The sequence below is a fragment of the Cytobacillus depressus genome, from assembly GCF_008923245.1.
Lineage (GTDB): Bacteria > Bacillota > Bacilli > Bacillales > Cytobacillaceae > Cytobacillus > Cytobacillus depressus.
In genome coordinates, this window is the sequence record NZ_WBOS01000002.1 from 87,347 (window position 1) to 100,794 (window position 13,448).

17 protein-coding genes are annotated in these 13,448 nt (G+C 36.7%); 8 read left to right on the forward strand and 9 right to left on the reverse strand.

All coding sequences use genetic code 11. The annotated features are described in order from the left end of the window. Positions 1-63: 63 nt before the first annotated feature. Complete coding sequence (gene yhaM / locus F7731_RS05720) at positions 64-1,008, forward strand: 3'-5' exoribonuclease YhaM (protein ID WP_151533810.1); 945 nt, start codon at positions 64-66, stop codon at positions 1,006-1,008. Between the two features lie 141 nt (positions 1,009-1,149). Further along, a complete protein-coding gene (locus tag F7731_RS05725; RefSeq protein ID WP_212031152.1) occupies positions 1,150-1,338 on the forward strand; it encodes a sporulation YhaL family protein in 189 nt (62 codons plus the stop codon). A 53-nt stretch (positions 1,339-1,391) separates the two neighbouring features. Here the strand turns inward: F7731_RS05725 and F7731_RS05730 are convergent, their stop codons facing one another. Beyond that, entirely contained in the window at positions 1,392-2,264 is an 873-nt protein-coding gene (locus F7731_RS05730; protein WP_151533811.1) for a peptidylprolyl isomerase, read from the reverse strand. Positions 2,265-2,569: 305 nt separating this feature from the next. Between F7731_RS05730 and F7731_RS05735 the strand changes: the two genes are divergently transcribed. Next, on the forward strand, positions 2,570-2,659 hold the full coding sequence (locus tag F7731_RS05735) for a YjcZ family sporulation protein (protein ID WP_151533812.1): 90 nt from the start codon (positions 2,570-2,572) through the stop codon (positions 2,657-2,659). Between the two features lie 125 nt (positions 2,660-2,784). Here F7731_RS05735 and F7731_RS05740 read toward each other — a convergent pair whose 3' ends face one another. Next, a complete protein-coding gene (locus F7731_RS05740; RefSeq protein ID WP_151533813.1) occupies positions 2,785-2,967 on the reverse strand; it encodes a hypothetical protein in 183 nt (60 codons plus the stop codon). 189 nt (positions 2,968-3,156) lie between these two features. Beyond that, on the reverse strand, positions 3,157-3,705 hold the full coding sequence (locus tag F7731_RS05745) for a DUF3267 domain-containing protein (RefSeq protein WP_151533814.1): 549 nt from the start codon (positions 3,703-3,705) through the stop codon (positions 3,157-3,159). Positions 3,706-3,906: 201 nt separating this feature from the next. Here F7731_RS05745 and F7731_RS05750 point away from each other — a divergent pair, with 201 nt between their 5' ends. Next, positions 3,907-4,236 carry a DUF1878 family protein gene (locus tag F7731_RS05750; protein WP_246197160.1) on the forward strand — a complete coding sequence of 110 codons (330 nt, stop codon included), beginning with the start codon at positions 3,907-3,909 and terminating at the stop codon, positions 4,234-4,236. A gap of 3 nt (positions 4,237-4,239) precedes the next feature. On the opposite strand, the gene F7731_RS05755 is transcribed toward F7731_RS05750, so the two are convergent. Together F7731_RS05755 and F7731_RS05760 are read right to left on the reverse strand one after the other, a co-directional pair. Next, a complete protein-coding gene (locus F7731_RS05755) occupies positions 4,240-4,815 on the reverse strand; it encodes an HTH-type transcriptional regulator Hpr (RefSeq protein ID WP_151533816.1) in 576 nt (191 codons plus the stop codon). 374 nt (positions 4,816-5,189) lie between these two features. Further along, the gene (locus F7731_RS05760) at positions 5,190-5,540 is read right to left on the reverse strand and encodes a YtxH domain-containing protein (protein WP_151533817.1); all 351 of its coding nucleotides are present in this window, start codon (positions 5,538-5,540) and stop codon (positions 5,190-5,192) included. Between the two features lie 227 nt (positions 5,541-5,767). Between F7731_RS05760 and yhzF the strand changes: the two genes are divergently transcribed. Continuing rightward, positions 5,768-5,959, forward strand: a complete 192-nt coding sequence (gene yhzF, locus F7731_RS05765) for a membrane protein YhzF (RefSeq protein WP_151533818.1) — start codon at positions 5,768-5,770, stop codon at positions 5,957-5,959. Positions 5,960-6,240: 281 nt separating this feature from the next. Here the strand turns inward: yhzF and F7731_RS05770 are convergent, their stop codons facing one another. The 3 genes from F7731_RS05770 to F7731_RS05780 all read right to left on the reverse strand — a co-directional run bounded on the left by F7731_RS05770 (position 6,241) and on the right by F7731_RS05780 (position 8,611). Next, the gene (locus tag F7731_RS05770; protein WP_151533819.1) at positions 6,241-6,804 is read right to left on the reverse strand and encodes a tryptophan transporter; all 564 of its coding nucleotides are present in this window, start codon (positions 6,802-6,804) and stop codon (positions 6,241-6,243) included. Between the two features lie 129 nt (positions 6,805-6,933). Beyond that, positions 6,934-8,016, reverse strand: a complete 1,083-nt coding sequence (gene serC, locus F7731_RS05775; RefSeq protein ID WP_151533820.1) for a 3-phosphoserine/phosphohydroxythreonine transaminase — start codon at positions 8,014-8,016, stop codon at positions 6,934-6,936. A 166-nt stretch (positions 8,017-8,182) separates the two neighbouring features. Then, positions 8,183-8,611 (reverse strand): HIT family protein, encoded by a 429-nt coding sequence (locus F7731_RS05780; protein ID WP_151533821.1) that lies wholly within the window; start codon positions 8,609-8,611, stop codon positions 8,183-8,185. A gap of 602 nt (positions 8,612-9,213) precedes the next feature. Between F7731_RS05780 and F7731_RS05785 the strand changes: the two genes are divergently transcribed. Genes F7731_RS05785 through F7731_RS05795 form a run of 3 tightly spaced genes read left to right on the forward strand, consistent with a single transcriptional unit; the run spans position 9,214 to position 11,930 of the window. Next, a complete protein-coding gene (locus tag F7731_RS05785; protein ID WP_151533822.1) occupies positions 9,214-9,954 on the forward strand; it encodes an ABC transporter ATP-binding protein in 741 nt (246 codons plus the stop codon). Then, positions 9,947-11,158, forward strand: a complete 1,212-nt coding sequence (locus tag F7731_RS05790; RefSeq protein ID WP_151533823.1) for an ABC transporter permease — start codon at positions 9,947-9,949, stop codon at positions 11,156-11,158. Before F7731_RS05785 ends, F7731_RS05790 begins: the two co-directional genes overlap by 8 nt. A 46-nt stretch (positions 11,159-11,204) precedes the next feature. After that, complete coding sequence (locus F7731_RS05795) at positions 11,205-11,930, forward strand: EcsC family protein (protein ID WP_151533824.1); 726 nt, start codon at positions 11,205-11,207, stop codon at positions 11,928-11,930. A gap of 211 nt (positions 11,931-12,141) precedes the next feature. Here the strand turns inward: F7731_RS05795 and F7731_RS05800 are convergent, their stop codons facing one another. Further along, positions 12,142-13,350 carry a M20 family metallopeptidase gene (locus tag F7731_RS05800; protein ID WP_151533825.1) on the reverse strand — a complete coding sequence of 403 codons (1,209 nt, stop codon included), beginning with the start codon at positions 13,348-13,350 and terminating at the stop codon, positions 12,142-12,144. Positions 13,351-13,448: the final 98 nt, after the last annotated feature.

Consider the following 13,448-nt stretch of genomic DNA (forward strand, 5'->3'; position numbering starts at 1 on the left):
TTCTATCAGAAGTTAAATTGTCTATGTTATACTAGGTAAATAGAAAGGAGCGTCGGCGCATTTATGTCTAAAGGAATTGTCTATTATGATGTTGGTGAACAAATCGAACTTTTTTTACTTATAAAAAATGCGACAAAAGGAATTGCCAGTAATGGTAAGCCTTTTTTAACTCTTATTTTTCAAGATCAAAGCGGAGAAATAGAAGCGAAGCTCTGGGATGTTTCAGACGGTGATGAGAAAAACTATTTACCCGAAACGATTGTAAAAGTGTCTGGTGACATTTTGAATTATCGGGGACGCAATCAGCTTAGAATTAGACAAATACGGCCGGCTGCCCAAAGCGATCCTGTTAAGCTTGCTGACTTTCTCGAAACAGCTCCATTAAGTACGGATGAAATGGCGAGCAAAATAACGCAATATATTTTTGAAATGAAAAATCCGAATGTCCAAAGAATTACTCGCCATCTTGTGAAAAAGCATCAGGAGGCATTTCTGGAGTATCCGGCAGCGACGAAAAATCATCATGAATTTGTTTCAGGTTTAGCCTATCACGTCGTTTCCATGCTCGATTTAGCGAAAGCGATCGTAAGCCTATATCCAAGCTTAGATAAAGACCTTTTATATGCTGGCATTATTCTGCACGATTTAGGTAAAGTGATTGAATTGTCGGGTCCAATCTCTACAGTTTATACGATAGAAGGAAATTTACTTGGTCATATTACGATCATGGTTAATGAAATTGGCAAAGCTGCTGAAGAGCTATCTATAGCTGGAGAGGAAGTTTTGATTCTTCAGCATTTAGTCCTTTCTCATCATGGGAAAGCTGAATGGGGGAGCCCTAAGCCTCCGCTAATTAAAGAGGCTGAAATTCTTCATTATATTGATAATCTAGATGCAAAGATGAACATGCTTGATCGGGCGCTTGACCGTGTCAAACCAGGTGAGTTCACGGAAAGAGTCTTTGCCCTTGATAATCGTGCATTCTATAAACCTATCTTTCATGAATAAGTAAGAAATATCGTCCTTCTGCTATTCAGTAGGGCGATTTTTTTCATATAAAGGATTCAGCTTATTCATATTTTACATGAAAAAAACATACATATTTATTAAAGAATGGGACAACCGTTTAGCGTAGAGAGGATGAATGATATGATTATTCCTTTTTGGGTTTTCTTTGTGGCAGCTGGTATTATCTTAAGCGCTTATATGGCGATCAAAACTGGCCGAGAGGAACGCCAAGCCGAAAATGAAAGTATTGAGCTGGAAGGAAGAGTTTATATGGAACGAATTGAAAAGGAAAGGAAGGAAAGAAGAGCTGGACAGCAGTCACTTGGGTGAATAATGCTAAAAGCAAAGCGGAGGCCAAGGAGCCTCCGCTTTGTTTTAGAAAATTATTTAGAACCATCAGCGTCTTTAAATGTATTTTGTAAATCCTTGTCATCAACTTTTACATTGGCATCTTTTAATTCACGATCCATTGCTTTTTGGATTTTTTCGGGGTCTAATTTAGAAACCTTTAAATCATATTCCATTTTATCTTTTACTTCATCAAATGGTTTCTTTTCTTTTTTATCCGTAACTTCAATGATATGGTAACCAAACTCGGATTTGATTGGAGCACTGATTTCGTTCACCTTTAATGCAAACGCAGCTTTGTCAAATTCAGGAACCATTTTACCTGGGCCAAACCAGTCGAGGTCTCCGCCATTAGCTGCAGAACCTGGATCCTTTGAATATTCCTTCGCTAAATCCTCAAATTTAGCTCCTTCTTTAAGCTTTTTCTCCACTTCATTCGCTGTTTTCTCATCTTCAACAAGAATATGTCGCGCCTTAATTTCCGACTTATAATTCTTTTCGTAGTATTCCTTTACTTCCTTTTCAGTTACCTTAATATCTTTAATAGCCGCTTTTTCTTGCATTAAGCCTGTTCGGAAAGTTTCCTTTAATTCATCTTCATTTTTATAGCCATTTTGTAAAAGAGCCATTTCAAAATTAGCACCAAGCTCTTTTTTCACTTCAGCTATTCGATCATTTACCTCTTTGTCAGTCACCTTGTACTTGTCGGAAAGAACCTTTTCATAAACTAGCTCGCGCAGTGCAGCTTCACCCGTTTTTTCCTTCATTGCCTCGTAAAGCTCGTCCTTTGTAATATTTCCAGCTTTCGTTTGAACAACAACATCTGATTTATCCGCATTCGTACTGTTACAGCCGCTTAAGGCTAATACCCCAGTAGATAATGTAAGGGCAACCATCCACTTCTTCATGTTGAACACTCCTAGGTAAATTTTTTTCAATATCCATTTTCATAAAACATACTATACCATAAATGTTTTAGAGAACAAAAACAATAACCTTTGAAGTTGAATAATTGTAATTTTCTATATATTTGCAAAATAATTAGGTAAATGACAATCGCAAGTGTTTTTACAACATATTATATATATAGACTATTAGGGTATGCGCATAAGACTTGGGCTATATATTTTAGGATACCAATGACATGAGCCTATTCGAATTAAGGGTTTCATGAATAGTATATTTTAGCAACATGAAGGGAGGAGAAAACAATATGGATGGAGTAGGATTTGGCGGAGGATTTTCGTTAATCGTTGTTTTGTTTATCTTGTTAATTATCGTTGGTTGTTCATGCTTCATTTAATTTTGATTCACCTTTCTTAACGTGTATAAGGAAAAAAGCGACGGGAAATAATAATCCCGCCGCTTTTTTTGTCTAGCTCCACAAAGAAGGCTTTTTCAGCATAATCGTCGCTTACGATTTCTAATTTACGTATAAAGAATTTCAACAAATGAGGAAATAAGAAGAATGGTAATTAAAATATTTATCGTTCTAAATACTTTAGGCTGTCGTTCCTCAGGGATTTCCTTTTGTATACAAAGTGAATTCGTCATTTTGTTAATATTATATAAGATAAAGACAGCAAAAATAATAAAAAAGATGGAGATCACCGAAGATTCCCTCCTTTACATTTGTGAGAAAAAGGTAGGGTCTGCGCTATTTAGCCGATAGCATTTCAGACAGCCTTAACCGATCATATATTTTTACAATAACAAAATTTAATGAAAAAAGATAGTCTTTAAGACTATTCATCTAGTTTATCAGTTGAAAAAGGCATCCATATTTGGACACCTCCAACTTTACTTATTGATTTTGTGCAGCAATATTTCAATTCCATCATCATTCTCTTCAATATATGAACAATTTGGTGCAAAAAGCACATTCTTTGCACAAATAAAATCTGGCAAGCAAAGACCTGTATGAAAAGCAAGTAAAATGGTTAAATAATGTGCATAATGTGGGAAAAGATAGCAACCATAAATTAAAATACAATTAATCACGATAAATGGTGTAAATAATGCAAAGATAAATTGCCATTTTGTAATCGGCTCGAAAACCTTTATGTGAATGACTGGTAAAAGGCCAAACTTCATTGACAGCGCTTTTTTAACTTTAGTTGTTTGATGTGCAATCGGTAAGTAGTGGAGCAGTTTATGAATTGGATAGATTAGCCAAAGCCCAAGTAAAAATAAACCAAAATGATTGTCTTGAAATGATTTCGCGTTAAATAAAAACTGGGCAGGAATGTAAGCAAAAATAAACGTTAAAAGCATTGTTAAGGAAGACAAGATAAAAAGTCTGTGTGATCCATACTGTCGAGAAAAGTTAATCGTCTTCCAAGTATTCATCGTATCATCCCTCCATAAGGAGAAGTCATTTTTATTAGTTAAATCTTGTAAATTTCTTTTCTTCGAACTTACTAAGATACTTTACGACGAATGTAAAAAAAAATCAATAGGAAAAAACCATGGTTCTTGTCGAAAATATGCTATAGTTAATTTCAATGGAAATATTTAAAAATAAAGTCAGAGGAGGAAGGTTTTGTGGATATGAATAAAGTTTTGGAAAAAATCAGCAAATTAGAGTATCATCAAAAGCTTCTCCTAAAAATTATTGATAATAAAAATTTTGAATTTTACAAATTAATTGTTGATCATTCTTTAGGTGAGAAGGACGTTACTAAATTCTATAGAATGTGTGAAACGTTGAGCAAAGAATTGGAAGAACAAAAAGCGGAAGGTTTTGTCTATTTTCATCCGCTTTATAACAAATTTATAAGTGGTTTACATGACGGGCTTCGGCCAGAAGATGTTGTACAAGCATGTAAAAGACAAGGCTTATTCTTGACACTTATGGAAGAGTTCAGCAAATATCAGTGAAATTTACACTGATTCTTGAAGAAATGTTTCTTTTTTCAGAAGCTTTCCTTCTTCCTCTACAAAGTCATTTTCGATATTATTAAATGACTTTTCAAAAATCTCCATAAAGTCATCTCCGTATATATTTCTTACAATGGCCATAATTTCAATTACTTCAGGAAATTTCCCGTATAAATCCCTAAGAGGCATTGCCCCTGTAAAAACAGCATTTTGGTCAGGATTATACTCCTCCATGAGCTTTAATAAAATGTTCTCTCCTTCAGCGGTAATTTGAATATACGTATTTCTTTTATCATTTTCCTTTTTTGAAAATTTTAGGTATCCGCGTTCTTCAAGCTTTTTCGAAAAGTTGAATGCAGTTGATACGTGCATCACCCCAAATTTAGCGACATCGGAAATAGAAGCTCCATTTAAATGATAAGCGATCCATAAAATATGATGCTCATTAATGTTTAAATCGTAAGGCTTAATCCATTGCTGCCAATCCTTCTCAATTGATTTCCATAGCGCTTTACTCAGTTGTGCGATTCTTTGGCTAAAAAGCATCGCTTCCTTCATTGAATACAATTTGTCTGACATAAAACAATTCACCTACTTTTCTAGTTCTCTACTTTCATTATGCCAATAAAGTAAAAATTAATAAAGAAGAAAATTTACATAATTTTTAGAAATTACTTCATGTAGTTATTTTTATCTAAAATTATTTTACAATTTTAGAAGGGTAAAAGGCTTGTTTTATTTACGGATAAATATAATAACTATTACAAAATTGGCAAATGACACTTTATTAATATATTTATTTTCGGCTAAAAAAGGAAAAATCCTTCTTTTTTTTAAAATAAAGAAGGATTTTTTAAAATTATTTTTATTTTATGCTAATAGTAAAGATAAAACGATTTAACGCGGTAAATTGGAGCGAAATAAGGGAATGAATTCTGGCCAATTTTGATTATTTATTTCAAGACCTTTTCTAGATTATCGATGGCCTCTTCGATTCGCTTAATTTCATTTTGCAGATTTTGTTGGTGTGGAAGTATATCATGCCTCCATTCTGTAATAACCGTTTTTATATCAGATGACAATGCCGTAATCGCTTCTTTTCCTTCTTTAGTAGCTGAAACAGCTGAATTACTTAAAGCAATTAACTGGTTTTTTAGCTCCGCCATTTGATTTTTGATACATTCAGCATTAGCCTTTACATTTTCTCTTGTTTCCCTGCCTGAATGGGGGGCTGTTAATAATGCACTGATACTTGCTGCTGCACCGCCAACAATTAATCCGATTAGAAATGATTTTGAATTCACTATGATCACCTCTTGCTTCTGTTTAACATCATTTTACTACGTTTATCATCTTTACTTCAAAGATTCCGAATAATGGGTCCCTGGGGTCAAGAGGAGGGGGCCCCACTGTCTTGATTGAAGAGTCAAAACCATTCGTAGATCATCCATTTACATACAGACCGATAATCAAGCATAAAGATTAATAATAAGGGCTTATACTCATTTTGTGAAAGAAAAGGAGGGGCCGCATGTCAAGTGTGACAGGAGTGTTTTTTACAATCGGGTTTGTATTCCTTGCTGGTGGTATTTACTGTATGCTGGCAATGAGGAAGCCTGGATTTTACCCGCCTAAATATATATTAAAAAAGAGAGCCGCTGCCCTCGGAGCAGGGGGGACCGTTTTGCTGTTATTGGGAGTCATTATGTATAGCTTAAAATAAAGAAAACTCGCCAAATGACGAGCCTTGGAAAGGCTGAGACAGGGGATTAGTTGCATTACCGCGCTCATGGCAGCCACGTCCTCCCAAAAGCTCTGCTTTTGGTCGTGCGATGTATTGCTGCCGTAGTGTTCCTTGTCCTGTGGCATTCGCCCGACTAGGACATCCAGTCCGTTGTACTTGATTCCTAAAATTGGCAACTGCATCGAATCAACTTCTTCGTTGATAATTTATGCATTCTTAACGTAAAAAAACCCGCATTAGCGGGTTTTCTTTATGATGTATTAATCAATTGACTTACGTTCCCGACCATTATTTTCATCAATAATAATCGTTTGCTTGTTTAATTTTGTTCTCTTAATTATTGATTGTGCTACAGGGTAAAGAACGATCATGGCAATCGTATTAACGGCCGCTGCTGGCAAGACAACTGCTCCGAACAATGCAGTGAATGGTCCAGGCAGACCAACAATTAATAACGCCGATGTTAAAAATGCGATTCCAGATACAATTGTGCCTAAAGCTGTTAAAATCGCTACACTGACAATCGAATTGTTGAACTTTCTAACCGCTAAATATAATCCTAAGAATATAAATGCAGAAACAGGTTTATCAATGATATTTGGAATTTGACCGCCAGGGAATGATGTTGTTAGTGCTGCAATTAGTCCAGTAGTTATACCAAGAAGCAAAACACTCTTCTTATCTGGGAAAAGCACAATTCCTAAAAACATCATCGTTAACATCATGTCCGGCTTCATTCCAAGGAAAAAACCAGGAACTACTGCGTGCAATACAGCCCCCATACCAACTAAAAGGGCAAGGGCCACAAGATTCTTCGTATTCATTTCTCATCTACTCCTCTGCTCTACTAAGCTATTAATATTCGTTTCTCCTCCAGTGCACTCATAGCCTGCAGCGAGAAACTTTTATTCATTATAACATATTACACCCATAATTAGATCAAAAATTTTCTGTCAATATTTATATTGAAATGTCTTCATAAACTCAGCGAGTTGCTCTACATGTTCGACGGGAACTGCATTATAAATAGATGCACGGCAGCCGCCGACAGAACGATGCCCACCCAGCCCAATAAAGCCCGCTTCTTTTGCTTGCTGAAGGAATTGTTTCGATGTCTCCTCATCTTTTAGTGTGAATGTTACATTCATTTTAGATCTGCTGTCTATTTCGGCATGGCCTTTATAGAAGCCTTCACTTTCGTCAATGCAGTTATAAAGGATTTTCGCTTTTTCCTCATTTCTTTTTTCAATGACAGATAAGCCGCCTTCTTGCTCGGCCCATTCAAGAACAAGCTTTAAAAGATATATCGCAAGTGTTGGCGGTGTGTTATAAAGCGAATCGTGTTTCGCAAATGTATTGTAATTGAGCATTGTCGGTAAAGAAGGATTCGAATGAGATAAAAGTTTCTTGTTGATGATTGCAATCGTTACGCCAGATGGGCCTAAATTTTTTTGAGCCCCAGCATAGATTAAGTCGAAGTTTTCAATATTTAATCTTTTACTCATAATGTCGCTGGACATATCAACAATTAATGGTACGGCTTCATTTGTTGGATAATGATCCCATTGCGTGCCGTAAATCGTATTATTGCTCGTAATATGTAAATAGGCCGCGTCTTCGGAAAGCTTAATTTCATTGATTTTAGGAATGTGACGGTAATTTTCTTCCTTGCTGGAGGCAGCCACACAAACTTGACCAACTTTTTCCGCTTCTTGCAGCGCTTTTTCCGACCATACGCCTGTTAATACATAATTTCCTGCTTTTCCCGAAGTCAAGAGATTCATCGGCACCATTGAAAACTGAAGACTAGCCCCACCTTGAAGAAAAAGGACCTCATAACTGTCTGGAATAGAAAGAACACTTCTTAATAAATCTTGAGCTTTTTGATGGATCGCATCATATTCTTTACTCCTATGGCTTAATTCCATTACAGCCATTCCGCTGCCATTATAATTAAGCCAGTTCTTTTCGGCTTCTTTTAATACTGGCAGCGGCAGCGCTGCTGGTCCTGCATAAAAATTTAGTGCTCTTTTCATTTTAGCCCCTCCCAAAAGTAAAATTGACATTATTTTGCCTTAACGCTGTAATGAGATAATGGTAACAAAAAAATTCAATTTGTACAGGGTAAATTAAGAATTTTACGAAAAAATAAAAAAAGACCTTCTCTAAAGGAAGAGAAGGCTGAATGTATGTAGATGATACTTATTTCGATTCCACTTTTTTATTGATTCCTTGTGCGATTTCCTGCAGGTCTTGCATGCTATATTCTGAATGGTGTGTTTTCCATACAGCTCCAAAGCCATCTCCATTTCCAAAGCGAGGGATTAAGTGAAAATGGAAATGGAATACCTCTTGTCCAGCATCCTTGCCGCTATTTTGCAAAATGTTCATGCCCAGGGGATTCAGCTCGTCCTTTATTGCATTAGCAATTTGCGGTACAGCTTCAAAGAGGTTTCTTGCCGTCTCTGCATCCATATCAAAAATGTTTTCTTTATGTGATTTCGGGATGACTAACGTATGTCCTTTTGTCACTTGGCTAATATCTAGAAATGCCAGAACATGTTCGTTTTCAAATACCTTTGCGGATGAAATTTCACCATTTATAATTTTGCAAAAAATACAATTACTCATTAACTTCGCGCTCCTTTTACCGAAATAGGTTATATACATATTTTTCCCTATATTATCATAATTGATAAAAGGAGAAAAGGCAGGATCCGCATGGGAGTCCCGCCTTCTGCGAAGGGGAATGCTTTACAATGACGTCTATTTCAGGATATTCCCTTTGATAAACACCTCATTTTTCGAGATCTGTGTTTACTTCTAGAGACTTTCGATCTTTGTTCAAGCTGACCATCCCCTATTTCTTTATATGTTTCGTTAAAACGTATAAAGCAGGATATTGTCTTTAACAAACACCTCATTTCAAAGTGTTGTTTTCGCTTAGATCTTCTTGGTTAATCAGAACATTGCCCAATGTAACCATCCCCTTATTATTAGAACGTTTGAAAGCTAACAGCTTATATTGAAATGTTCATTGTCTGCGACAGACACCTCATTTCAAAATTTGATAATTCTTTATCAAATAGCTTGTTTCCCCTTCATAGATTAGAATACCCGCTTTCCCATCTCATATACATAATTGCAAAAAGAAATTTTGAAATTGGAAAATTGGACAACTATCTATTCGTTTTTTTACAATGGGATTAGTAAATAAGGAAGGACGTTTTAATATGGCGCTTTTGCAAATTGAAAATGTCACGGGTGGTTATACGAAAAATCCCGTGTTAAAGGATGTTTCATTTCAAGTAAATGAAAAAGAAATTGTCGGCTTAATTGGTCTAAATGGGGCAGGGAAGAGCACAACGATTAAGCATGTAATTGGATTAATGGAACCACATAGTGGAGTCATAACGATCAATGGCAGGAAATTCCACGAAGATAAAGAAGGATATCGCAGGCAATTCACCTTTGTCCCAGAAACTCCTATTTTATATGAGGAGCTGACGCTAGAGGAGCATTTAAAAATTACGGCGATGGCCTATGGGCTGAAAAGGGAAGAATATAAAGAACGGATGAATCGCCTTTTAAAAGAGTTTCGCATGGAAAAGCGTCTCAAATGGTTCCCAGCGCACTTTTCAAAAGGAATGAAGCAAAAGGTGATGATTATGTGCGCTTTTTTAGTTCAGCCTTCATTATATATTGTCGATGAACCTTTTGTTGGACTGGATCCTCTTGGCATTCAATCATTACTCGATCTGATGAAAAAAATGAAAGAGGACGGTGCGGGGATTTTGATGTCAACTCATATTCTTGCTACCGCTGAAAGATATTGCGATCGGTTTGTTATTTTACATGAGGGAAAAGTGAGAGCGAAAGGAACACTGGCTGAATTGAGAGTGCAATTTTCTATGCCTAAAGCAACTCTTGATGATATTTATATTCAGTTAACAAAGGAAGAAGATTATGTTTGATGAGAAGAATCTTTGGAAAGACCGTTTTAATAAAAGAATAAAAGAGATTTCACGCTACTCACGTTATATTTTTAACGGGCATATTGTCATTGTAATGATTTTTTTACTAGGAACAGCTGCGTACTATTATCAGGAGTGGTTAAAAACAGTTCCTGACAATTTCCCAGCTGCTCCGATTATGGCAATCATTCTTGCATTATTGTTAACATACAGTCCGATTTTTACGTTTCTTACAGACGCTGACCGTATTTTTTTGCTTCCGCTAGAAAACAAGCTTTCGCATTATTTTAGGCGATCGATCATTGTAAGCTTTTGTATGCATGTATATTTATTATTTATGGGTCTTGGTGTATTTATGCCAATGTATGCAAGGGTGAATGATGGAGATTTTAAAAAGTACTTGCCATTTTTATTCGCAATGATTTTGATGAAAGCATTAAATATCTCCATACATTGGAAAACATTATACTTTACGGAAACTAAGGTGCACCTATTTGATTCCATCGTTAGGTATGCAATTAATACGGTTTTTTTATTCTTGCTTTTTTCTGGTGCGGGAATAATGTTTCTTATGCCTGAAGTTGTTCTCCTATTGGTTTTATCAATTTTTTATGATCGGAATATAATGGAAAAAGGGCTAAAATGGGAGCGTTTAATTGAGTTGGAAGAAAGGCGAATGACTTCTTTTTACCGGCTTGCCAATTTGTTCACAGATGTTCCACAGTTGAGGAACGAGGTCAAGAGACGTAAATGGCTTGATTGGGTATTTGGGAAGCTGCCATTTGGTCAAAATGAAACGTTTAATCACCTTTATTTGAGAACCTTTTTGCGGGCAGGAGATTATTTAGGCCTTTTTATTCGTCTGACACTTATTTGTATCGGAGTAGTTTATTTTATTTCCTTCGGTTTAGGTCAAGCGCTTGTTGCTGTCCTCTTTATTTATTTAACCGGCTTTCAGCTCATTCCACTATGGAATCATCACCAAAGTAAACTTTGGGTCCTATTATATCCGCTCAAAGAGGAGTTTAAAGAAAAGGCATTTAAAAAGCTATTATCACAGGTTTTATATTTACAATCGTTCATTTTAGCAATCGCCATTTTTATGAAAGGCGATGGGCTGGCAGCGATTATCACACTACTCGCTGGATGTGGCTTTGCTTATATTTTTACGAATATTTACGTGACGAAAAAGCTGAAGTCTTAATTTGTAAAAAACTGAAACTATTTATGATAGAAGGGTGGGGGGGCAAATGAAAGAGTATGAATTAAAGGCATACGAAGAGATTGAAGAGTGGAAATATAAATTATTAAAAAAATCCGGGATATTAAATCGGCTATCAAAAAAGGCACAGTCTAAAGTAAATAACCTAATTCCAGAAAAAGCCCACCAGATCCTGACTGACAGTATTAAAAATATGGTTAAGGCCACACTTGTCGGCTCCAATCTAACAACAAGAAAAAACCAATTCTTAAGGCTCACGCTTGAGGAAAAGGATGAAAAGCTTGCTGAAAAACTATCGGCTTATAAAAAAACAGCCATTGTTGAAGGGGCAGGGACTGGAGCAGGGGGATTTCTGCTCGGTTTGGCCGACTTTCCTTTGCTATTAACAATAAAAATGAAATTTCTCTTTGAAGCAGCATCCATATACGGTTTTGATACAAATGAATATGAAGAACGATTGTTTCTTCTTCATGTTTTCAAGCTGGCTTTTTCAAGTGATGAAAAGAGGAAAGAAACATTACAGATTGTTGAAGAATGGGAAAAGAGAAAAGATGAGATTGTGGAAATGGACTGGAGAGAATTTCAGCAAGAATATCGTGATTATATCGATTTTGTGAAAATGCTTCAGTTAGTCCCAGGTATTGGGGCCGCTGTAGGCGCTTATGCCAATAATAATTTAATGGAGCATCTCGGTGAGACCGCGAAAAATGCCTATCATATACGTATATTGAAAACAGCCCCAAAGCTAGATTAGCTTGAGGCTGTTTTTTCTTGTCTAGCTCCACAAGGAACGCTTCGACAGCATAATCATCGCACGACCAAAAGTGAAGCTTTTGGTCGTGCGATGTCGCGTTTTTGTCGACCTCGAGGTTACAAGCCAAGCCTCCCAGAAAGGTAAAAAGCACCTTTCCGAGAGGCTCGTCTTGTGCTTGTCGGGGTGACCGAGGCGCTTTCGCTTTTCTACATTATTCGATTACACTGACTTTTTCTTCGGCATTATGTATTGTATGACAATGCATGGCGGCCGAACCTAGTGTTTTTGCTGCGATTAACATTGCTTTTTCATCAATGTCAAATCTAGGGTGGTGATGCGGGTAATTTTCATCAGTATTTTCTGGCTTCGCACCCGTAAAGAAGAATGTTCCTTTTACATGCTGAAGATAATAAGCGAAATCCTCTCCGCCCATTTGTGGTTCCGTTTCTTCAATGACCTTTACTTCTTCAATATTTTGTGCACATTGAATCAGGAAATCTGTTTCCTCTTCATGGTTAATGACAGCTGGATAGCCTCTTGCATACAGATAATCGTATGTGCTGTCCGCTGTATAACATGTTCCTTTTATTATACGTTCAATTTCCTTTTCAATATTAGCACGAACATCTTCATTAAATGTACGAACCGTACCGCCTAACTTTACTTTATCGGCAATGACATTGAACGCATTTTCAGCAACAAAGGAACCAACAGTAACAACCGCAGAATCGACTGGGTTTACTTTTCTGCTGACAATTTGCTGTAAGTTTACGACTAATTGGGAAGCGGTGACAATTGCATCCTTCGTTTTGTGTGGCTGTGCCCCATGTCCGCCTTTCCCTTGTATCGTAATTTCGAAGCGGTCTGCTGCTGCCATAATCGGACCAACACGATATTGTATTGTACCAGTTGGCTCAGATGCCCATAAATGGGTGCCGAATATAACGTCGACATCTTCTAAACAGCCATCTTCAATCATCGATATCGCTCCGCCTGGTGCATATTCCTCGGCATGCTGGTGAATCATTACGTATGTTCCTTCCAGCTCATCACGCATTTCATGTAGGGATTTGGCAAGAACGAGCAGTGTGGCAGTATGTCCATCATGTCCGCAAGCATGCATGACACCCGGGACAAGTGATTTATATGGCACATCCTTTTCGTCTTGAATTGGTAAGGCATCAAAGTCTGCCCTTAAAGCAACAGTTTTACCAGGCCTACTCCCGTATATTTTTGCGACAACGCCATTCCCACCGACATTTCCTCTAACGTCAATTCCTAGTTTTTCATAATAGGTCTTAATATAATTTGCTGTTCTAACTTCTTTAAATGAGAGTTCTGGATGCTGATGTAAATACCTTCTGATTGAAACCATTTCTTCATAACTATTTTCTAATTTGGCAAATAATTGATTAAGCATTAGCTTCTCTCCTCTCTTTTTGAACATTAATAATTATAGCACTATTCTTATATTAAATAGGAATGAAAACCCTCCGTGGTGCTTATGAAATTTTTAAA

Bases quoted from the DNA above. Each gene is read 5' to 3' on its own strand.
- yhaM (WP_151533810.1), top strand. From the start codon at position 64: ATGTCTAAAGGAATTGTCTATTATGATGTTGGTGAACAAATCGAACTT.
- F7731_RS05725 (WP_212031152.1), top strand. From the start codon at position 1,150: ATGATTATTCCTTTTTGGGTTTTCTTTGTGGCAGCTGGTATTATCTTA.
- F7731_RS05730 (WP_151533811.1), bottom strand. From the start codon at position 2,264: ATGAAGAAGTGGATGGTTGCCCTTACATTATCTACTGGGGTATTAGCC.
- F7731_RS05735 (WP_151533812.1), top strand. From the start codon at position 2,570: ATGGATGGAGTAGGATTTGGCGGAGGATTTTCGTTAATCGTTGTTTTG.
- F7731_RS05745 (WP_151533814.1), bottom strand. From the start codon at position 3,705: ATGAATACTTGGAAGACGATTAACTTTTCTCGACAGTATGGATCACAC.
- F7731_RS05750 (WP_246197160.1), top strand. From the start codon at position 3,907: ATGAATAAAGTTTTGGAAAAAATCAGCAAATTAGAGTATCATCAAAAG.
- F7731_RS05755 (WP_151533816.1), bottom strand. From the start codon at position 4,815: ATGTCAGACAAATTGTATTCAATGAAGGAAGCGATGCTTTTTAGCCAA.
- yhzF (WP_151533818.1), top strand. From the start codon at position 5,768: ATGTCAAGTGTGACAGGAGTGTTTTTTACAATCGGGTTTGTATTCCTT.
- F7731_RS05770 (WP_151533819.1), bottom strand. From the start codon at position 6,804: ATGAATACGAAGAATCTTGTGGCCCTTGCCCTTTTAGTTGGTATGGGG.
- serC (WP_151533820.1), bottom strand. From the start codon at position 8,016: ATGAAAAGAGCACTAAATTTTTATGCAGGACCAGCAGCGCTGCCGCTG.
- F7731_RS05780 (WP_151533821.1), bottom strand. From the start codon at position 8,611: ATGAGTAATTGTATTTTTTGCAAAATTATAAATGGTGAAATTTCATCC.
- F7731_RS05785 (WP_151533822.1), top strand. From the start codon at position 9,214: ATGGCGCTTTTGCAAATTGAAAATGTCACGGGTGGTTATACGAAAAAT.
- F7731_RS05790 (WP_151533823.1), top strand. From the start codon at position 9,947: ATGTTTGATGAGAAGAATCTTTGGAAAGACCGTTTTAATAAAAGAATA.
- F7731_RS05795 (WP_151533824.1), top strand. From the start codon at position 11,205: ATGAAAGAGTATGAATTAAAGGCATACGAAGAGATTGAAGAGTGGAAA.
- F7731_RS05800 (WP_151533825.1), bottom strand. From the start codon at position 13,350: ATGCTTAATCAATTATTTGCCAAATTAGAAAATAGTTATGAAGAAATG.